Source organism: Zobellia russellii (assembly GCF_018728565.1).
Lineage (GTDB): Bacteria > Bacteroidota > Bacteroidia > Flavobacteriales > Flavobacteriaceae > Zobellia > Zobellia russellii.
In genome coordinates this window covers 81774-104222 of record NZ_JACSOI010000002.1, presented here as the reverse complement: position 1 = coordinate 104222, position 22449 = coordinate 81774, and the positions used below count along the sequence as shown (strand labels likewise).

Below are 22449 nucleotides of genomic sequence, written 5' to 3'. Positions count from 1 at the left end.
TGATTAAAGACTATGCTGTTTGTTTGCTTTTTGATGCCTTACAAAAAAGGTAACAATCTGCTAACATTAGGCCAAAACGTTAGAGGGTAGTTAATATATTCCTAAAGGTGTCTTAACAATGCCAGTCTTCAAATAAAATAGTTTTGCGCCAAGAAAGAACCTATTAAACTAGGCTCTGAAATGTAGAGCAATCTAAATAATTCAACACTTTAATTTATGTATTCAAAAATTCGATTTTCAAAAATCGTCTGTGCTTCGGTATGGTTCGTAACGTGGGCGGGGTTCAGTACCAGTCCATCCGATTCGTTAGCTATTAATAGTAAAGAAACTACGGTAGTGTCAACTAACAGTAGCTTAGAGCCTCTACAACAAGCTATTTCCGGTGTTATTACAGATGAAACTGGCACGCCGTTACCGGGTGCGACCGTACTTGAAAAAGGAACCACCAACGGAACTACCACAGATTTTGATGGTAACTACACTATCAACGCTTCTCAAAATGCTGTGCTTGTTGTTTCTTATTTAGGGTACTCAACTAGAGAAGTATCCGTAAACGGCCAATCCAATTTAAACGTACAACTTGATCCAGATGCTACACAATTAGAAGATGTGGTGGTGGTAGGTTACGGTACGCAAAAGCGTTCTGATATCACAGGTGCTATCGCTTCTGTAAAAAGTGAAGATTTTAACCAAGGTGTGGTTGCCAATCCTGGCGAACTTTTACAAGGTAAAATGGCTGGGGTAAATATTGCTGCCACAAGTGGTGAGCCTGGAGCATCTCAAAATGTCATTATTAGAGGTATTGGGAGTTTACGATCAGGTACGCAGCCATTGTATGTTGTAGATGGGTTTTTATTGGATAATTCCTCTACAGGTGTTGCCACCAACCCATTGAATTTTTTGAATCCCAATGATATTGAAAGTATCGATGTTTTAAAGGATGCCAGTGCCACTGCGGTCTATGGTTCTAGAGCTTCAAACGGGGTTGTGGTTATTACGACCAAAAGAGGAAAATCAGGGAAAACCGAAATGAACTTTTCTGTGTCTTCGGCAATGTCTTCTATGGCAAATACGATAGATGTTTTTGGTGCCGATGATTTTAGGAGAGAGGTGGTTGCCGCTGGCGGAACGCTTGAAGATTTTGGAGCGAACACCGATTGGCAAGATGAATTGACCCAAACCGGACTTTCGCAAAACGTGAACTTTTCAATGAGCGGAGCTACAAGTGAGAAGTTTTCATATTTCGCATCCGCAGGGTATCAAGATCAAGAAGGTATTTTGAAAAACAGTGATTTGAAAAGATACTCGGGAAAACTGAACATGAACCAAAAAGCGTTTGATGGTCGGTTAAACGTAGATTATAATATTACCGCATCCCACACCGAAAATTTGAGGCCGGACATCAATTCTACCATTAGCGATATGTTGAGCTTAAACCCAACAATTGCCCCATACACCAACGGTGAACCAACCTTGTTGAACACCAACGCTTTGAATCCAGTTGCGCGTTATGAACTTTATAGCGATACTTCTGTGAACAACCGTATTTTGGCAAGTATTTCTCCATCTGTAACTCTAGTAGATGGCTTTGTGTACAAACTAAACCTTGGTGTTGATTACTCCGCTACTAACAGAGATAGACAATATAGGCCATTTCCATCTGTTGTGAACGAGTCTAATGTTTCGGACGGGTCGCTGGAAAGTGAAATCAGTACCAATACCAATCAACTGGTTGAAAATACACTTACTTACACTTGGGAAAATGATGTGCACAACCTAATTGTTTTAGCGGGCCATTCATATCAGAAGTTCGAAGATGAGACTAGAACATTTTCATATAGAGGTTTTGCGAATAACAATATAGAACCTAAATACCAAGATCAGACAAGTACGGATGAATACCCTACCTCAGTAAGTTCTGCAGCTGAAAAAAATGAATTGCAGTCATATTTTGGAAGGTTGAACTACACCTATGATGATAGGTATTTAGCCACGGCTACCTTTCGTGCGGATGGTTCTTCAAAATTTGGAGAGAACAACAAGTACGGATATTTTCCATCATTTGCTCTGGGTTGGAATATTAGCAATGAAGCTTTTATGGCTAACTCAATGTTCGATAATTTAAAAATTCGTGCCAGCTGGGGTAAAACGGGTAACCAAGAAATTCCTTCAAAAATCACAAAAGCTAGTTTTGCAGAAGATAGATTGGTAACAGGTGGCGAGAGTTTAAGCACTTATCCAATCGATACCGATGCCACTTCTATAGATGGGTATCCATACGGAATTGTATTTACACGTTTGGCTAATCCAGATTTACAATGGGAGGTTTCTACTCAAATAGATTTGGGTATAGATTTTGCACTTTTCAATTATCGATTGACCGGTACCTTGGATTACTTCAATAAAAAGTCTACCAATATTTTGTTGGAAGTTGTTCCTGCAGACCCGGTAGAACCTACATCTACCTATTGGAGCAATATTAAGGATATGGAAATCCACAACTCAGGAATAGAATTTGGCTTGGATTACAATAGTGATGCTACACGAGATTTCTCGTATAACATTGGAGGTAACATTACCTACATTCAAAATGAGGTAAAAGATTCGCCATATTCGGTATTGACAACAGGCGCCGCCCAAGGTTCGGGTCAAACGGATGCTACCATTAACGGCTACATCAATAATGAGTCTATTGGTGCTTTCTACATGTTAACATTTGATGGTATTGGGGAAGATGGTCTAAACAAGTTTAAAGATATCAATGGAGATGGAGAAGTTTTAGATGATGACCGTAGTGTTGTAGGTAGTGCTATTCCTGATTTAATCTATGCTTTTTACATGAACTTTAAGTATAAAGAACTAGACCTTGGTTTGAATTTTAACGGGGTTTCCGGTAACGAGATTTACAATCATACCACTATGACCCTTTTTAGCAAGGCACAATTGTCTAGATCCAATAACAGTACTGATTTTGCTACGGAGTTTCCAAGTGAGTCTCCTAATAACTCTAATACTGTATCTACACGTTACTTGGAGGATGGTTCCTTCTTAAGGTTGAACAATGCCACTTTGGGCTACAATCTTAATCCGGATAAAATCGGATTTGGAGATGCCGTACAGAATATCCGTTTTTCGGTTACCGGTCAAAACCTTTTTGTAATCACAAATTATTCAGGGTTTGATCCAGAAGTAAATACAGGTATAACAGATGGCGGAATTCAAACTTTCGGAATTGATCGTTTTACATATCCAAGGGCAAGAACGTTCATGGTAGGTCTTAACGTAACGTTCTAAAAGGAATACAATAGATAACTTTTATACCACTTAGAAAAACAAAATAAAATGAAAAATAGAATAGTTTATAGAATATGGGCGATAGCTATAATGATGCTCCCATTTCTGGGCTGTACGGATTTGGAAGAAGAGATTCTTGACGAGTCGTTGACCGGAACCGGTGAGGCTGAAGTCGTTAGTGGGTCCATTGCTCCAGTATATGGTATGCTTAGAAATGTATGGTTGCACACCGTTAATTTTGGACTGCAGGAAGTAGCTTCGGATGAAGGTATACTTCCGTATCGTGGTGGAACGGATTGGTTTGACGGTGGTAAATTTATTGCGGTTCACCAACACCTTATGACGCCCGGCAATGGCTTGGTATCCGATGCTTGGACAAATATTACTTTGACCATTTCCAGAGCGGTTTTAGCAGAAGAAAGGTTGCGTCCAGAAGCGGAAGCTGGTGATGCCGAAGCACAAGCGGCATTGTACGAAATGATTGCCATGAAAGCGTATTTAAACATGCTTACTTTAGATAATTGGGGTCTTGTTTTTAAGAAAACCAGTTCAGAGGAAATCTCTGAAATTTTAAGAGGGCAAGATGCTATAGATTATATAGAAGGTGAACTTTTATCCGTTGTTGATGTTATCAGTACGGAAAAAGGCCCAGGCCGTTTGAATAAAGATGCCGTTAGTGCTTTATTGGCCCGTTTGTATTTGAATGCTGCCGTTTATCGCGACCCTTACGGAACACCAAATTTCACCACTGAGGATATGGATAAGGTTATTGAGTATACGAGCGATATCATTTCCGGACCTTATTCGTTATCCGCTGAATATTTTGAATTGTTCAATGACGATAACAACACCAATCCTGAGCTTATTTTTGCGCTGGATCAAAGAGGGGTTTTACAAACGGAGCATAGCCGTTGGGCCTACTGGTCAATGTCCGGGGATCAGATTCCGAGACCTGAATTCCCAAGTACACGTGGTACAGATGCGGTAGCGGCTACTTCTGATTTTTATCAAACATGGGTAGATGCTTACGGCGATGTTGATCCAGCGGATGCCGATGCCCGTTTCTCGCAAACGAATACTATCATTCCAGAGGAACTTCAAGATTTAACGGGAGTGAACCCTACTAACGATTCTGAGCACTATTACTGTGTGGAAGCACAAGATTTTGAAGTAGACCGTGGTATCATCCGTGGTATTATTTGGGGACCTAGAAAAGATGAAGGTGGCAATGTTTTAACTTGTGATGACGGTACGGTAAGAATTTACCCGGTTATCAACAAAAGAAGTAGTGGTGCGGACATTCGTTATGTAGATCATAATCTAGAAGTTGATTTTTCCGATGAAGGTAGTTTACACAACACAGGTTACCGTTTCTCAAAATACCAGTTCAGTCACACCGCACCAAACTGTTGTACGAACAGTAGCGTAGACTTGGTTTTGATTCGTTTGGGTGAGATTTATTTGATGCGTGCCGAAGCGAAATTGAGAAATGGCGATAATGCTGGTGCATTGGCGGATATCAATACTTTAAGAACGTCAAGAACCGCGCGCCCAGAGCAAATTCCACAGCCGTTGGACGCCATTGATTTGGATATCTTGTTCCGTGAAACCGGATTTGAATTGTATTGGGAAGGTTTCAGAAGAAACTACCAAATACGTTTCGGTAAATATGAAGATAGCTGGACGGGTAAAACTGATACGGATGTAAACAAAAGGTTGTTCCCAATTCCTCAAAAAGCAATGGATGGAGCTTCAAGTGAGCAGGGCTTTTTGGTGCAAAATCCTGGTTATTAATTTCATTTATAAGAATAAAGAAGATGCGGCAAGAAATAAACTTTCTTGCCGCTTTTTTTCACACTAAATTCAAGATTTAAAAAATAATTTAAAGAGATCACACCTTAATCCAGTCTATATGAAAACTATTTACCTTCTAATCTTATTGGTATTGACGGCATTTTTCGTAAAAAAAACATTGCCGGAACAAAAAGGGAACCTTAAGATGACAGATATTCAGGTCATTGGTAGCCACAACAGCTATAAGGTGGCCATTGAAAAACCGTTGTTTGAGTATTTGTTGCAAAAGAATCCTGCTATGTCCGGATTGGAGTATGAGCATATTACTCTTTCGGAACAATTAGAATTAGGTTTGCGCAGTTTGGAACTAGATGTTTTTCATGATCCGGAAGGTGGGTATTATTCTAACCCAAAGGGATTGGAAATCGTGAAAGCTGCCGGTGCCGAACCAAAGCCTTTTGATGAGGAGAAAAAGCTACAAACACCTGGTCTCAAAGTTTTTCATGTGCAGGAAATTGACTTTAGAAGCCATCAATTGGTGTTTAAGGAAGCTTTAGAGGAGCTAAAATCGTGGTCCGATGCCAACGAAGGGCACAACCCTATTATCATAACTATCAATACAAAAGATGGTGAAATACCAAACACCAGAAAACCACTACCGTTTGATGTGGAAGCTTTAAAAAATTTGAATGCGGAAATCTTAGCGGTTTTTTCCTCAGAACGGTTGGTGACCCCAGATTTGGTACGGGGTGATTTTGATACCTTAGAAGAAGCTGTTTTAGAACAAGGTTGGCCGTTATTGAGCAAAGTACGTAATCGATTTTTATTTGTCTTGGATGAAGGTGGGAAAAAAATGGAAACCTATTTGTCCAGTTACCCCAATTTAAAGGGAGCTGCTTTGTTCGTCAATCAAGAAGAAGGAAACCCAACTGCTGCTTTTCGGATTCTAAACGACCCAATTGAGAGTTTTGAGCAAATTAAAAAATTGGTGAGTTTGGGGTACATGGTGCGCACGCGTGCAGATGCCAATACTCAAGAAGCTAGGGATAATGATTACAATCGGTTTGAAAAAGCAAAAGCATCGGGTGCACAAATAATCACTACTGATTATTACTTGCCCAGCACGTTTTTTAAGTCCGATTTTAAAGTTAGTTTTGAAAACGACAGTTACGAAAGAATCCGAGAGTAAAAAAGAATGTTTAGAAAAGTAATGCCCTACCTGTTGGTTGTCGCTTTTTACGGATGTAAAACAGAGCCATCTCAAAAGGAGAATTCACAGAAGGAAATTAAAGTTGCTTTTATGGCGGATATACATTTTGCCGATGTCTATCCCAACCTAGACGAGAGCGACTTTAAAGGCATTTATGATAGTGTGCAAAACCGAAGTTCTTTGTTAAGAACTATGAATGCGCAATTACATTCTACCCGACTTTTCAACGAGAACTATTTTGCCTTTTTTGCCGCTTTGGATGATGCGGTGGCCAAAGGGATCAAAACCATTGCTTTGCCAGGTGATTTTAGTGATGATGGTCAGCCATTACACATAAAAGGTCTAAGAAAAATATTGGACCGCTACGCTGCCGAATATGATATAGAATTCTTTCTTATTAACGGAAATCACGACCCAACCACTCCTTTTGGTGATGAAGGAGGGAAGTCCGATTTTTTAGGTGCGAACGGGAAAGCCCAGCCACTTATGAGTGAGATGGGAAAATACAGGGCCAATGAGGAATATCAAAACCCAACCCAAGTGGTGGCCGATTTACAAGAGTGGGGCTATGCAGATATGGTGCAAGAGCTGCATAACCATGGCTTTTTTCCAAAAGAGAACTATCTTTTTTGGTCCACTCCGTTTTCTGAATATTCGGTTGAAGAGTATACTTTTGAAAAAGCTAAAACGGCTTCTGATTTGGCGCGTAGAAATTACCGTTTAGAGACGTCTGAGGTGCTTCTGCCAGATGTTAGTTATGTGGTGGAGCCCGTAGAAGGGCTTTGGTTATTGGCTTTAGATGCCAATGTATACCTTCCAAAAGAAAATGGTGGTTTTAGTAATGCCGGAATTGGTTACAACGAAGTTTTAACACACAAAAAACATCTTATCCGCTGGACGGAAAAAGTTGTCAAAGAAGCAAACCGACTGGGAAAAACCCTTATCGCATATAGTCATTACCCCATGGTGGATTTTAACGATGGTGCTTCCAAAGACATCGCTGCCTTATTTGGTGAAAAGGCCTTTCAAGCACACCGTATTCCGTCAGATTTGGTAGGGGAGACCTTTGCCGATATTGGCCTAAAAGTGCATGTGGGCGGTCATATGCATTTGAACGATACAGGGGTGTTCACTACAAAAAGGGGAAATACGTTGGTGAACATTCAGAGCCCGTCTTTGGCGGCCTACGTACCCGCGTATAAAATTATTACGATCAAGAACCCAAAACATATGAAGGTTGAAACCGTGGTTCTGGATGAGGTAAAAGGGTACGATATCTTCTTTGATGCGTATGAAAGGGAACATGATTTTCGAGCCTCTCATTTTGCCGATGAGGTATGGGAAAAGGATATCCTTTCCACGGCTTCGTATTTAGACTATACCAAAACGCACTTGCAAGAATTGGTACGCTTACAATTCTTACCTAGCGATTGGCCGGAAGAACTCGTTCAGCAGTTGCTCAACCGAAATGGTTGGGAGCTTTTGACCGCTTCAAATTCCGAAGAGAAAATTAAAGCCGAGCTTCAAAAAGAAGAATTGACCATAGAAGATTTCTCATCTTGGCAAGGAATGGACCTTATAGTTGACTTTTACAAGTTTAGGAACGGAGACGAACTTGCTAAAAGAGACATTGATGCTACACATTTAAAAGCGTATGAGTTTTTATTGGACCAATGGTCCCAAGAAAACAAAAATGATGAGCAACTTTTACTAAAGCAATTCGCATCAATATTTAAAAAGCAAATGGTAGGAGAGCCCTCAGAAAATTTTAGTGTAAACATAAGAACCGGAGAGTTGATTCCGTATTAACTCATAATTATATATTCTATTTTTTTTTGAATAAGGCCTTCTAATATCACTAAAATTAGCACGAGCTCGTTAAGAGAAATTCGCCATTTGTACGTAAATTCATACCATTCATACATTTTGAAATTCCGTGTAAACATTTGATTATTAAATTTATGTAAGTAACGTGGCTTGCTTGAAGCGAGGTTACTATTTGCAATTTATTACATATATGATCATGTGTGGTTATTGGCCTGTCTAATGGGAAAATGAAATCATATTCTTCCTCTTAAAAAGTTCAAATCACACATATTTATATCAGTTAGAGTATCCATTTGTTCCTAGTCTCTAATTGGTATCTAGGATAGTTCCCCCTGTAAAAACTATAGAATGTTTTTGATGTTGTCATCTCTGAGCATATCATAATCAACTTTTATCAATAATTTTTATAAACATGGGAGATGTAATCACCACCGAATTAGAAAAGGAGCTTGTTTTTCATAAACTGGTTGACGAAAATCAGCAAATAAACGAGAAAGAAATCACCCTACAATCATGGATAGAGCGTGACGAAGATTTATCGAACGAATCCGTCTGTGGAATAGACCAACGTCAAAAAGTTTTGGCAACCTTGCAAATGCCGTATATGGCTATTTGCAAATTGTACATGAAAGCCAAAAACGGACTGAATTATGTAGGTTCTGGTTGGTTAGTAGCAGGAGACCGTTTGTACACTGCTGGGCATTGCGTTTACAATAAAGGCACAGGTGGGTGGAAAACATCAATTATTGTTATACCCGGTAAATGTGGATATTCAGAACCCTACGGCAGATACGAAGCAACGGAACTTATGGCTACTCAAGGATGGATAGATGGTGCCTCGCCAAGATATGATATGGGAGCTATTAAGATTGACAGACCAGTAAGCCATAACAGTTTTATTACTCCAGCCATGGAAGACCCCAATATTGCTGAAATCTGTGGGTACCCTGCGGATCGAGACAATGGTATTTTTCAATATAAAATGTCGGACAACTTGGTAAAAGAGCACGGCCGGTTTTTATACCAAGCGGATACTTTCGGTGGGCAAAGTGGGAGTCCGCTTTTGAGGAACAGATGTATTGGCGTAGGTATTCACAATTATGGAGGTTGCCCTAACAAGTCCTCGGATTTATATCAAGAATTTATTGACGGGGTTGCCAATTGGTAAAATCGTAGGTATAGCATATTTCTAACCTCAAAAACAAAAAGTAATGAAAACATTGCGTAAAGGCAGTTTTGATTCCTCCGTTTCATTCTTAAAAAAACTATTGGGACGGTCAGGGTATCCACTGGAAATTTCTTCGGATTTTGATGCGCTTACACATGAAAAAGTGGTACAGTTTCAACGTGCCAATTTTCTTGGTGTAGATGGAATTGTTGGCAAAAATACCTGGCAGAAATTAATGCTTACTGGCTATGATTTTGGATGGGGCACTACAGATTATATTCTTGAAGATGATGAGTGGATGCATGATTACACGGAGAAGGACACCATTTATTTACACCATACGGCAGGACTGCACAGACCCGATTATACTATTGGTTGGTGGGAAAACGATAATAAACCGGGAACTTTAAATAGAGTAGGCACCTCTTTTGTTATTGGTAGAAAGTCATTGGAAGGTGATGACATGTTTGATGGGGTCACTTACAGGGCTTTTAATGAAATGTTCTGGGCACATCATTTAGGTACAAAATTAAAAAACAATACACTGCTCAACCAAAAATCTATCGGTATTGAAATATGCTCGTTGGGGCATTTGAAAAAAAGTAGTGATGGTCAGTTTTATTTTCAGAGTAACTCCAAGAAAATAGCCGTGCCAGAATCTGAGGTTTGTCAGTTGAACACGCCGTGGAGAGGGCATCAATATTTTCAAAAATATACCGATAAACAAATCAAGGAATGTGAGCGAATGATACTCACGATGGCTACAATTTTTGACATTCCCGTAAAAAACCTCAAATACGATAGTTCTTGGTTTGATATAAGCAAAGAAGCCCAAAACGGAGAACCTGGAATATGGACACACTGCAATGTGAGAACCGATAAAACGGATTGCTTTCCGCAACCGGAGTTTATAGAAATGCTGAACGGACTCCATACCTCATACCAAAATTTTGAATTGAATTATGCCGAGTTGGAATCTGCGACTATGGGAGCTCCCCATGAGTTGAATAAAGCCGTATTGGAAAATTATGCAGAGGATTTAGAATTGATTGACAATTAATAACCACTTGTAACGCTGTAGATTATGGATGATAAACTAAGGGAGTTAGCTGAAGAATCGTATTCAAATTATGCGAGTGTCTTAAATGACATAGATCGCATAAAAACGGATATAACCCATGTACGCCAGGGGAAAGTAGAACTGTCTGAAATTCAAACCGATACTGAGCGATTATCCAATCGTATTTCGCGAGAAGGAACAGCGGAACTTCAGGCATTAGAACGCATTAACGGGGAGGCCAATTTTCAGGATATCCGTATCATTCAGCGTATCGTAGAATTGTCTCGGGCCGTGGGTAGGATTACCACCAATTCCAGGTTGGGCAACACAGGTTACGGTACCGGTTTTTTGATCGCTCCAAACCTCATTCTTACCAATAACCATGTGTTGGGTACGGCGGATACGGCAAGAAATTCTACCATTCAATTCAACTACGAGTTAGATCAATTTGGCAACCCTAATAAATCTGAAAGTTTCAATTTATTACCGGATGAATTCTTTATGACTTCGCATTATAAAAAAGATGCCGGTGACCCCTATAGCGGCCTGGATTTTACCATTGTTGCTGTAGAGAAAGTGTCTAATGAGGGCACGCCCATTAGTAATTTTCCTATCGCCCGATTGGATAAAAAATTGGGTAAGATAATTGATGGCGAAAACTGTGCAATCGTACAGCATCCGAAAGGGGATTACAAGAAAATAGTCATGAAAGACATTCGCATGCTGGTACTTAAGGGTGATTTTCTCATTTATGAATCGGACACGCTTCCCGGTTCGTCCGGTAGTATGGTCCTTGGTTTGGGAACTGGCGAAGTAGTGGCCCTTCACCATAGTGCCGTACCTAGAAAAAACAGACATGGGCAATGGCTGAGAAAAGATGGCTCTGTAGTACAGCCCGGAGACCCGGATAATATGATTGACTGGATGGGGAATGAAGGTATTCGTATCAGCAGTATTCTGAATATGATAGCGAAAATGCCTGTTAGCAAAGCAATGGAAAAATACAAGTCGTCTTTGGTGGGTATTGTAGATACAAATACAAACCCTGTTCTTACAGAAAATAAAACTACATTATCAAAACCGTATGTTATGAATCGTTCAAAAAGTGCATCTAAGCAAACGCAATATTTTGAGATTCAACTTTCCGAGGTAAAAGAAATGCAAAATGACTGGAAGGAGAATGCTAGCAGTTTGGTTCCAGGGCTTGTTTTGAGCGAACCACTATACCCAATGTCCACGGAAAAGGCACATAGGAACTTTTTTTACATCCATGTAGAATCAGATAAAAGTCCGTGGGAAGTTGCAGCCGATCTAGAGGGGCTTCCACAGATTGAAACCTGTACTCCCGATCTAGAAATGTCAACGGATATTAAACCAGGGCATTACGGGCGATGGTCGGGAAATGAGAGTTTAGAATCTTTGGATGACGGTACCGCAGACTGGGATAAAAGTGAAGGAGATTTTAAAATAAAATGGGCCAATGCCCATTTGGTAAAAGACTTGATTCAAAATGGCAAAAGTCAAGAATACAGAGAGTGGAACAGGACAGCCATAAAATTACCTAAGGTAAACTTGGACGGAATAGCTGTAAATGGTCCAAAGGTAAAATTAGTACAGTTAGATACGGGCTACACAGACCATTCCAAGGTTATGGGCGGTTATAATTTACTGCAGGACGAAGATTTTATTGATGGCGAAGATGCTCGTGATGAAATGAGCGTAGGCTTGTTGCGGCAACCGGGCCACGGCACGCGAACCGCTAGCATTGTTGTTGGTAAACGTTCTAACGGAGCTATTAAAAATGATGGGAACCAAGGGGTGGTGGTCAGTGAAGAGGACAAGGCTTTGGTAAAGGTAATCCCATATCGGATTTCTAAGTCGGTAATCTTGATCGGTAGGGGGCGGAATTTGTTCAATGCAGTTTCCCAAGCCATAAATTCTGAAGCTGATATTATTTTTATGTGCATGGGTAGTTATCCGAGGCCTATGATCTATAGTATTGCGAAGACGGCTTATGAACGGGGAATTATTTGGGTCTGTGCAGCGGGCAATATGGTAGAATCCGTAATCGCTCCTGCGGTGTATCCGGGTACTATTGCGGTGGCGGCAACAAATCCTAACAATGAGCCTTGGCGGTATACTTCGTATGGTCCGGCAGTAGATATTGCGGCACCAGGCGAAGATGTGTATGTTCCTTTCAAGAACAAACGTCAAGAAGATATTATGGTCTTTGGGTCCGGAACCAGTTATGCAACGCCACATGTTGCCTCTGCAGCTGCTTTATGGAAAGCCCAACATTCCGATTTTCTTAAAAAGCATGTAAAAGAACCTTGGCAAATTGTTGAACTGTTTAGAAAACATTTAAAGGCTACCGCAGAAAAAGACCCTAACCATAACGGCGGTAAGTGGAATGAAGAGCGATTTGGTGCCGGAATTTTAGACGTAGAAAAATTGCTGAAACAAAAAATGCCCGTTAAGGCTAATGACATTGAAAAAATGTTTACAAGTCTAGAACATGCCTACCGTGGTAAGGAAAAGTCTGCTCAGTGGGATTTGGGCGTTCGGGAAACGGTACACTTTTTATGGAATACGGCAAGGAAAAAACTGACTCCTGGTTTTGAGAGTACAACGGCTCAGGAAGCGCTGACCGAAAGAGCACGGATAAGTGTAGCAGCCATGACCGGTAGACCTGTAAATAAAGTTTTTGAGAGCTATGATCAGTTTGATGAAGATCAAACGGAAAGATTATTAAAAGTATACTTCGAAAGTTTCAACTAAAAATTCAATGTCATGAACAATTACTTTGACCTACATATTCATCCACTGGCGAAAAATCACCTGGCTCTTAAACCTAAGGAAACCTCTGAAAAAAACAGGGTTGAAGACTTGGTTGGTCCAGTCTCAATGTCAAAAGACTTTAAAGATTATACCAATGAAACGGTACTAAGAAAGTTAGAGAGCCAAAGTTGTATTGATTATCTAAACGAGGGCATGGTTCGTTTTGGGGTAGCATCCGTAAGCGCTTTGCAATTTGGTATGGCTTCAAGTAAAGGTTTTTTTACAGATATTTTAAAAAGCGGCTTGAAAAAGCCCATTGCCGAACCATATTTTGAGATGGTCAAAGAAGGCAAGGTATCTTATATTAATCTACTGCTGAAGGAAATACAGCAATATATAGACCTCAAAGAAAAATGTGATATTAAATATCTAAACCGGGGTAATGCCCATGAGCTCAACGAATCTGTACTTAATTTGGTTTTTGCTATCGGAGGAGGACATAACCTTTGTATGAAAAAAATAGGGAATGCATTAGAGTATGATAAGTTTGAAAATTTTACGAAGGGTGATTTTTATGACCCCGGCAAAATCCCATCTAAGAGCCCTGCCGATGTTCTGGAGTCGCTGGTTGACAAAATGAGGGAGAAAAAATTAGAAGTTCTCTATCTCACTTTAGCACAACTTACCCATATCCCCGAACAACATTTGGCAACACACGCTTTTGGAACAAAATCTATGAAGCATCCTTCATTTTACCCATTTGGCAATGGGTTGACTGAACTTGGTAAAGAAGTGGTTAAACGCGCCTCCACCCTGCAAATTGAAGTGGAAGAAAATGATAGCAAAACGCCCAATAATAAGAAAGGTGAAGATGGTGTGGCTAAGCAATCAGCTCCGGTGTTTATAGATGTTACCCATTTAAGTTTAAAATCCCGTGAAGATCTATATGAGTTCCGAAGAAAAGAAGGTTTTGAAAAAATACCGTTAATAGCTTCTCATATTGGGGTAACCGGCTATTCTGTTAACGGCTGGAAACATAATCTTGAGGTTGAAAAATGTAAAAACCATGTGGATCAAGGTATAAAAACCATCAAAACGTATACCCGGCCCAAAGAAGCGGGTTATTGGGGAGCAAATGATAAAAAGGGATTTAATTTCAATCCGAATTCGATTAATTTAATGGATGAAGATATCATAGAAATAGCCAATAGCGGAGGACTTATAGGTGTAAGTCTGGATGTTGATATTTTGGGATATGATTCCAATTTTATGGATGAAAAAGACAATTGCGAATTTCTGACCACTCCGGATTTTATCCACTTTTTCCCCTATAAAAGTATACGACTTCTTGAGTATGCTACCGCCGAAGAAATACGGGCCCAAGAGTCTTGGCTAGAACCGAACCGACGAGAGCTGCATCCATTGAGCCTTTGTTTTAATATCGTTCATATTTTGGCGGTTATCGGTCTAAAGACTGCACATAAAGATTCAGCCGAAGAATACATTTGTATTGGCAGTGATTTTGATGGTTTTATTGAGCCCTTAAGAGTTTGTAGCGACAGTAGAAATTTGAAAAATTTAGAAGCTTGTTTAATGAAATGGTTGCCCGTAGCTGCCAAGGAATATCAGAAAGTAAACGGAGGTACAAACGACCTGTTTGAATTTACCAAGAAGAAAAAGGATTTGGAGAAGGTGGTGAGAAAGATACTGTATATAAACGGTTCAAAATTTTTAGGAGATAACTTTTCCAGAATAATTTCTAGTAATGATGCGCCTAATGTGGAGCTAGTTGATTAATATGATGACAAAAGATGAACAATAATAACGTGACTTCAATAGCTGTTATGCAGTTTGTGATTGCTATAGCTTTGCTCATTGCCTACGGCTTCTTTATCTATTTTTTAATTGGAAAGGTAGATAGTGGCGACCCAAGTTGGAGCCGGTTAATTTATTTGTTTTCCGGGGTAGAGGCCATTGTTTTTGCTGCGGTGGGGTTTCTATTCGGAAAAGAAGTGAACAGACAGCGAGCTGAAAAAGCGGAAATCGAAAAGAAACAGGTAGAGGAACAAAAGGAAAAAATCAAAGACGAGAAAGTAGCGGAGCACAATAAGGGACTCGTTCTTGGTGCAATGATTATGCAAGCGGAAGGCAGTCAAAATAAGTCAATGGAAAATAGGGGTCTGGAAATGGAAATATCCTCGAGTGAATTGCAGAGCATTGCAGAAAAAGCAAAGCAACTGTATCCGGAGCTAAACAGATAATTCTTAGTTTTTTCGCTCTCGGGTAAGATTATAGGTAAGTCCAACATAGATGCCCCATTTGGATTTTTTATAAGTGGGGACTGCGGTGGATTCTGCGGGAACGTACAAATTTCCATTCTCGCCTTCCACACTATTTGAGAGTACATCTAATCGCGCTAACGAAGCTCCCGCATTTATGCCTATGAGCTGCTCTCTGCCGATTAATATACCGGCTCCAAAAAGATATCGGGTAATGCCATCCAAAGGAGATACCGCAGCGCCAGCATTCAATCCGCCTCGTAGGCCCGTTTTAAATTGATAACTGAAATGCGCAAGGGCACCAATGGAAACATCAAAATTACTTCCATTTTCTTCTAGTATTTGGTTTCGTCCATCATCCTGACTTTCTAAATAATATGATTTTTCATTGAGGTTGTTATAAAAGAACCCTGTTGAAAAATCGAACTTAAAACCACCTTTCTTTATGAAAAAGTCGATTTTTTTAGTAAAAATCGTGTCGTTCGTAAATGTATTGATAAGCGTTATTTTTGCCTCCATAATATCTTTGGACGCCTTTAGCAGTTCAGGAAATTGCTTGTAGTTTTTCATCTCTGTAGAACCCACAAGAAAATCAAAATACCTTAAGCTGGTTTCTAAATCTATAGCTTCACTCAACACCTCCAAATAGGAAGAATACAGAATTAATTCATTAACTACACCAGAATCTATACGCAGGTCAGAATTCTCAATAAGCGTCTTATAATAGTGTTTAGCACTTTGGATGTAATGGTAGGATTGAGCCACACTGTTTCTCAACACATCATAATCCACTTCTTTTGGTTGTAGTAACTCCGGAGTTGTATTAAAATTTTGGTTGAGTTCACGTAAATGAAACTTTGCTTTATTTTGAATGCCTTTGACCATATCCAGCGTTCTAAACTCAGCATTGTCATTGGAGGCCTCGTACAGTGCATTGGCACGCTCCTTAAGTGAATCGAGTTTTTTAACGTGCTCTAGGGATTGGTTGTAAACAAGGTTATACTGTGGGCCAGCGCTTTCTTGAGACATGAAACCCAAAATACCCGAATCTGGAATTTTAAGTAAAAGCGATTTTAGTAAATCCGGTGTGCTGGAGGTTAGACTGTAATCGGTCGTTTCAACTACGATATCAACAAAAGCGGTGTTGATTCCTGTTATTTTTAAATCGTAAAACTCATTCGCTTTAAGGTCGTCTGTATTTACATGTTCTAATTCTTTTTTTGCTAAATCGGCTTTGAACGTAATGGTTTCCTGTGCCTCTATTGAACAACAAAAGAGGCAGGAAAACCATACTAATGGAACTATTTTTTTCATAAGGGGTTCTTTTAATATAGAGTTTAAGTTGTTATACAACAGCAGCGGTATTTATGGTATGAAAAGGCATTACTAAATGTATGGGTGTACCATTAATATCCACAATACATTTGTTCCAAGCCATTTCATAGAGCTTTTTTAAATCCCTTTTATCTTCTTCGGTCATGACACTTTTTGCACCATAATTCATAATAGAAAAAGGTTTGTACTCCCCAAATATTTCCGATGGCCAGGCCTGCTCGCTGATTTTTGCAAAAAAATGGCGAAGCCCAAAAATGTGTCCCAATTCGTGCATCATAGTCTCTAACTGTTCTTGTTTCGTTTGCTCGAACATTTTTGGGTAAATCACCAATTGATGCCGTCCACTATCGGGAAAAAAGGCACTTGCCAGAACGCATCCGTGAGCGTTACAATTATCGGACGGCGATACATGTATCTGAAAATCGGAATTGTCCGCATTCTCATTGAAGCGAACTGGAACCGCATCGCCCCACCCTAATAGGGCTTCGCCCAACAATTCCCGAACGTAGGTTTTTATACCTTCAGGGTTCTGATAGTAATACAGGGCAGTTTCGTCAAATGTCCAACGTAAAACCTGATGTTGTGCCCAAAGGGGAATGAACCCTTCACTGGCATCTACCAGAATTTCAAGCGGAGATCGGTCACCCGGTGTGGAATGTCCCGAGCGGTCCGTGGCACAAATAAAGTTATCGCCGTATCTGTGTACGCCAAATTGCTCGTTTTCCATTAGTTCTTCTTTGCTTTTTTGAGCGTATAGCTCTTTTGAATTTGTTTTCTTTCCCATGATGTTTTCATTTTATATTAGATTTATTCAAATTATGTTATTTGAAATTCAGTGCTAATTTTCGTTCCAAAGTGTCAACAGTTCTTATTTGGAGGAATTATTAGGTTAATACTACTTTTGGCCACTAGAGGCTAGCATTCTGCTCACTAATGGAATAACCACTCCCAGTCCGCCAAAAGCGGCCAAGAGAGACTCAAAGTCCTTTATAAACTCTGGGTTTCCAAGTCCTATAAAGACAATAATTACTACAATAATCAAATACAATAAGATGCGGGTATTCGCCCAACTCCCTTTGCCTCGGTTTTTGTTTTCTAGTCGTAGCGCTTCATTTAACGAAACCGAAGTGACAATAAAATTTCTGAAGCTATTATTAAATATTCTAGGCCGGTCTCGCCAAACGATTAGTCCTTTTTTCATTAGTGAAAATAGGCTATTGCGATTTTTTATATTCATAAAACCATCTTTGGCAAGATCATAAAGCATATATCGTTCGCGAGTGGGTAGGGTATTCCAGATATCATTGTAATAGCCATGGGCTAAGTTCTGAATATGCATAACCAAACGTTGGCGATCTAGGCCTGATTTTTTTGTGTCAACAAGGGATTTTGAAACTACTATAGGAGCCAAATTGGGCAGAAAGTTGCTGTAACCCAATTCTCCTAATAAGAATTGAGCGTCATTTGCATTCGGCTTTTCATCCTTTTCTAGATTAAAGGCACATCTCAGTTTTATTTTTTCCGGGTTTTTTGTGATGCTTATCAACACTTGGGGAAAGGCACCAAGAATATTTCTCCAAGAATTAAAATCATCTTCTATACTGCCCCATGGTAAATCCAAGTTTTCTGGCGGATTTTCATACATCGCAAAAATTTGACTTGGGTAAACCTCAGATAACAGTATAATCCGCTTACCTGAAGCAATGAGAAATAAAATAATTTTGAGTTTAAGATGATTTGATTTATAAGACTTAATGTTGTGCTCCAGATGGTCAATTATAAAAGCTTCATGGTTATCTAAATTGTATGGCTTTTGATCTTCTGTTTTTGTAGAAAGAGTAGGTATAAGTTTTGTCATTTCGGTATCAACGTTAACAGTGTTTAGTTTTAACATTGAGAGTGTGTCAGGAATTTTATAGTTGGCTTTTTTAAGAATTTTATCAGCAAAACGTTTCTTGCCACTAAACGGTGGTCCAATTAAAAGTAAACCGGAATTGCTATCCTCATCATAGATGACATTTTTAAACTTATTGAGATAATTGGCTTTTGGGTTGATGTCAAAATCCGCAGCACTAAGGTGGTTGAATCTAAAGGCATAAAATCTGTCTGTAAAAAATAGAATTAGGGAAAAAAGACCAGCCAGAATAATTAGTAGCCCTGTTGCATTCAAGACATGGAAGAAAAAATTATATGATTTAGGCTGAACATTTACTTCAGATCTTATAGCTTCTTGATTACCGCTGGGGCTTTTTACGACCAGTTTTTTTGAACTAAGGGAATTACTTATTTTTTTGTCTATTATCAGCCAGCTAGAATCATCAGCGTTTTCTTTAACAAGAGATTGAAAGTTATTGGTGTCTTCGTGAAACTGAGGTCTAATGGCCCAAATAAAATCAGTCAAGTATTTTTTTTTATGATTTGACGAGTTGCTGTCGTCAGGATATTCGCCAACGTAAGGTGTTATTGTTAATCCATCATGGTGATATTGTCCGCTGTCTAAATGGGTTTTGTATATTTCTTGAAATTTTGCGTTCTGATTATCGAAAGCTGGTAAATTTTCTCTCAACGCTAATTCTTTTGCTAAATATTTTTCGGACATGTCATACTGATCAATTTTGAGCCATATGGTATCATTAATTTCTTTAGCATTCTGAAATATTAGAAATGAAGGATAAATAGAGGCCAAGGCCAACCATAAAAACATAAAAAGAGCGTACCAATATTTATAGGTAAGTTTTAATTGGGCGTTTTGCTGTGCGATTTTTTTTAGAATTGTTTTTTTTCGGGTATACCACCATGTTTTTTTTGCTCTATCATCGGTATTTTTCTTTTTGTAAGTTAGTTTTTTGTGAATGATATAAAGAATATAAAAAGACTGAACACAGACACTTATAATTAACTCTTTTGACCAATTTGAATCATTGGTTCTATAGAACAGTACGTGTAATAAAATAATACTGGATAATAGAATTAAGTCTCTTACGCAGTATTTAGTACCCGGTTTATACCCTTGTCTGTGAAGAGTGTAAAATATGATAAGATAAGAGTTAATCGATACTAATAAGCATAGAAAGAATGTTTCTACCGGATTTAAACAGTTGGCCACTGTAGCAAGGAAGATTAAGGATATAAGAAGTAGTACGGAAAGTACAAAGTAGCTATGTCTTAATTTTTTTTTGGGAGTTAGAAAATCAAAACGAAACGTATCGTATTTATATAAACCTAATTTGGGATTTCTGATAATAAGGGACAGAATAGTTATAGTAACCACGATTAAAAAGGCCAATAGTAAAACAATACAAGACATAGTCAACACCTCTGAAATTTGTGTGCGTAATAAGTCAATATCAAAAAAGGTCATAACACTTAGGTCAGTTCCTTTTATTGGTTGGATATGGTATAAATGCCCCTGTTCTCGATAGATAAATTTTCCATGAGTACTAACTCTTTTGGCAACTGCGGCAAAAAGTTTGTCATGTTCTCTACTGACATTTTCTAAGTTTTCTAAAGTTGCCCGTCTTTTTTCTGAATGAAACCATACATCTCCCTCTTTATTGATAATGGCAAATTGATAACCAAACGGTAGAATCGTTTCATGAACGGAGGATAATTGCGCCGCTCCAATTCTATAACCAGTGGTATAATCAAATTTATTTTCTAAAACATAAACGAGTTCTTCTTTTTGACCATCGTCTTCTATTGAAACTACGGGGCTCATGGAATATTTTATAGGGCTTTTTTTTGCCTCTACTGAGTCATTTAGAACATTGAACCTTTTTGTTATAAAGTCTAGCGTTTCAACCGGGCTTTCTGTTTTTTTAGAAATTGTGGTGTCGTCTTTTTTATGTAGATATTTGGTTAATGTATTTAAAAAGCTTTTGGTTATTGGTAGGGAGTCTGCATGGTTGGAAATGTTGCTTATAGAATCAAGCCTATCCGTTAGTTCGGTTATAAAATGTTTAGTATTGTTTTCAACAGACCAGATATTTTTAAAATCATTATAAGCTTTAAAATAAGGCCTTGTCTGTAGATTGTTAATTTCTTCAATTCCATTATTGAAAATAAGTTTGATGTAATAATCAACTTTACCTATATTATCTACTTTTGCAATGAATTTGAAGTTTTTTGAATAGTATGCGTTCTTGGGGTAAAATGAAGCTGTTTTGGTTTCTTCACTATACTTGCTGTCTTCCTCGATTAAGTTTATAGCATTCAAGCTATTTACCATATTTTTGTTCTCTTCTTCAAAACGTTTTTTTATTTCTGTACTCAACTTCTCAAGCTCGCTAGGAACACGATCGGTGTAGTCGTAATAATGTTCTGTCAAAGAGAAAAACACTAAAATAAGAATTGGAGCTCCTACAATAATGGAGATGCCAGATAGGATAACATCATTATTTGATACCCGTTCGTCTTCTGCAATAAATAACATCTTAAAATAGGGCAGGCCAAAAATGGCTAGAAGGAGAAATAGGGACATTATAGCAATTATCCACGCGTCTAATTTTCTATTGGCAGAATTGTAGCGTTCAGTTTCTATAAAACCGACCATTGAAATTTCATATTTAATACTTTTATTTTCATAGTTGTAGGTGTAATTTTTTGAAAAAAGTTGATATTGTATATTTTTTTTAGGAATTGCAAGAGTCGCTCCGATATTGTAAGGGTCAATTTTTTTTAGACTATCGAGAATAGGTTTAACTACCGCTCCTTTTAAGGAAGTTATTATGATTGGTTGCTTATGGACAGGTATTGGATTGTTTTTTTCTTTGTTTATTTCTGAATCATTAGAATTTTTGGATTGATTGCTTTTTACGATAAAAATTATTTGTTCGTCGAAGGTTTGAGTAAATTGGTGGGGGATATTTACTTCACTTTCTAATAAAGGGATGCTGTCGATTCTGGAATTAATTGTTTCTTGAATAATAGTATTTTTCGTCTCTACAAATTTTTCATACAGATTATATATTTCATTAATATCTACATTAGGATTTCTTTTTATCGACTTTAAATAATTGTCTAGCGAATCACTATTGTTTTTTTCAAAATTGTCGTCTAAATCCTCATATATCTTTAGTAGTCTAGTTTCTTCGTTTTCATCTATTTCTTTGTTATTTTTTCTTTCTTCTATTTTTTCTTTTTCACCACTAATATATTGGGTAAATCCTGTTACATTCTTTGCTTCATTATTAATAGTCTCGTTGAGAAATAGATTTTTGTAATCTGTGTTTTTAGCGAATAATTCTTGGTATTTATTATCAAGCTGTTTTTTAATAATTTCAAAATTGGCATCAAGACTCCGAAATCGGCTTTCCTGATAGTGATATTCATTATGTTTTATATAAGAATAGTAAAGGCCAAAGAATACAGCGATAATGGCAATGGCAATGCTTAGCATAGTAAACATGCGCTTCCTTGCCGTGAAAGTTTTATTTATTGAATTACCTAGGTTAGATGTGTTTGGCATGGTCTCTAGAATTAGGTAGTGTTAGCTTCTCGTAGTTCTTGTTTTCTACATTCCTAAACTGAATTAAACCATGACAAGATGAAATTGTCAAGGTTTGGATTTGCGCAAAACTGGAGGGGGTTATAAATATTTACCTATTTAAATAGTAAGTAAAAACCTAATTTATTTAATTTTTCAATTATCTATTTCAAATTTGTATAGATGGTATCATACGTTGTATGATTGGTATTTACATTA

Annotated in this window: 12 protein-coding genes; 9 read left to right on the top strand and 3 right to left on the bottom strand. The window is 38.3% G+C overall.

The genetic code is table 11. The features are described 5' to 3' along the window. The first annotated feature begins 216 nt into the window (after positions 1-216). The 9 genes from H9565_RS05930 (at position 217) to H9565_RS05890 (ending at position 15392) form a co-directional block, all read left to right on the top strand. Positions 217-3294 (top strand): SusC/RagA family TonB-linked outer membrane protein, encoded by a 3078-nt coding sequence (locus tag H9565_RS05930; RefSeq protein ID WP_215438306.1) that lies wholly within the window; start codon positions 217-219, stop codon positions 3292-3294. A gap of 48 nt (positions 3295-3342) precedes the next feature. After that, positions 3343-5088, top strand: coding sequence for a RagB/SusD family nutrient uptake outer membrane protein (locus H9565_RS05925; RefSeq protein ID WP_215438305.1), 1746 nt, complete (start codon positions 3343-3345; stop codon positions 5086-5088). Positions 5089-5206: 118 nt separating this feature from the next. Continuing rightward, positions 5207-6277 carry a phosphatidylinositol-specific phospholipase C1-like protein gene (locus H9565_RS05920; RefSeq protein ID WP_215438304.1) on the top strand — a complete coding sequence of 357 codons (1071 nt, stop codon included), beginning with the start codon at positions 5207-5209 and terminating at the stop codon, positions 6275-6277. 6 nt (positions 6278-6283) lie between these two features. Continuing rightward, on the top strand, positions 6284-8107 hold the full coding sequence (locus H9565_RS05915; protein WP_215438303.1) for a metallophosphoesterase family protein: 1824 nt from the start codon (positions 6284-6286) through the stop codon (positions 8105-8107). Between the two features lie 430 nt (positions 8108-8537). Then, positions 8538-9293 (top strand): trypsin-like serine peptidase, encoded by a 756-nt coding sequence (locus H9565_RS05910; RefSeq protein WP_215438302.1) that lies wholly within the window; start codon positions 8538-8540, stop codon positions 9291-9293. Positions 9294-9336: 43 nt separating this feature from the next. Further along, complete coding sequence (locus H9565_RS05905; RefSeq protein ID WP_215438301.1) at positions 9337-10353, top strand: peptidoglycan recognition protein family protein; 1017 nt, start codon at positions 9337-9339, stop codon at positions 10351-10353. Positions 10354-10377: 24 nt separating this feature from the next. Next, positions 10378-13131 carry a S8 family serine peptidase gene (locus H9565_RS05900; RefSeq protein ID WP_215438300.1) on the top strand — a complete coding sequence of 918 codons (2754 nt, stop codon included), beginning with the start codon at positions 10378-10380 and terminating at the stop codon, positions 13129-13131. A gap of 12 nt (positions 13132-13143) precedes the next feature. After that, positions 13144-14928 carry an amidohydrolase family protein gene (locus H9565_RS05895; RefSeq protein ID WP_215438299.1) on the top strand — a complete coding sequence of 595 codons (1785 nt, stop codon included), beginning with the start codon at positions 13144-13146 and terminating at the stop codon, positions 14926-14928. Between the two features lie 14 nt (positions 14929-14942). Beyond that, complete coding sequence (locus H9565_RS05890; protein WP_215438298.1) at positions 14943-15392, top strand: hypothetical protein; 450 nt, start codon at positions 14943-14945, stop codon at positions 15390-15392. 3 nt (positions 15393-15395) lie between these two features. Here H9565_RS05890 and H9565_RS05885 read toward each other — a convergent pair whose 3' ends face one another. The 3 genes from H9565_RS05885 to H9565_RS05875 all read right to left on the bottom strand — a co-directional run bounded on the left by H9565_RS05885 (position 15396) and on the right by H9565_RS05875 (position 22212). Next, positions 15396-16724: a hypothetical protein gene (locus tag H9565_RS05885; protein WP_215438297.1), complete on the bottom strand. Its 1329-nt coding sequence runs from the start codon at positions 16722-16724 to the stop codon at positions 15396-15398. Between the two features lie 31 nt (positions 16725-16755). Continuing rightward, positions 16756-17529: a matrixin family metalloprotease gene (locus H9565_RS05880; RefSeq protein WP_215438296.1), complete on the bottom strand. Its 774-nt coding sequence runs from the start codon at positions 17527-17529 to the stop codon at positions 16756-16758. 111 nt (positions 17530-17640) lie between these two features. Further along, positions 17641-22212, bottom strand: a complete 4572-nt coding sequence (locus tag H9565_RS05875) for a hypothetical protein (protein ID WP_215438295.1) — start codon at positions 22210-22212, stop codon at positions 17641-17643. Between the last annotated feature and the right edge of the window lie 237 nt (positions 22213-22449).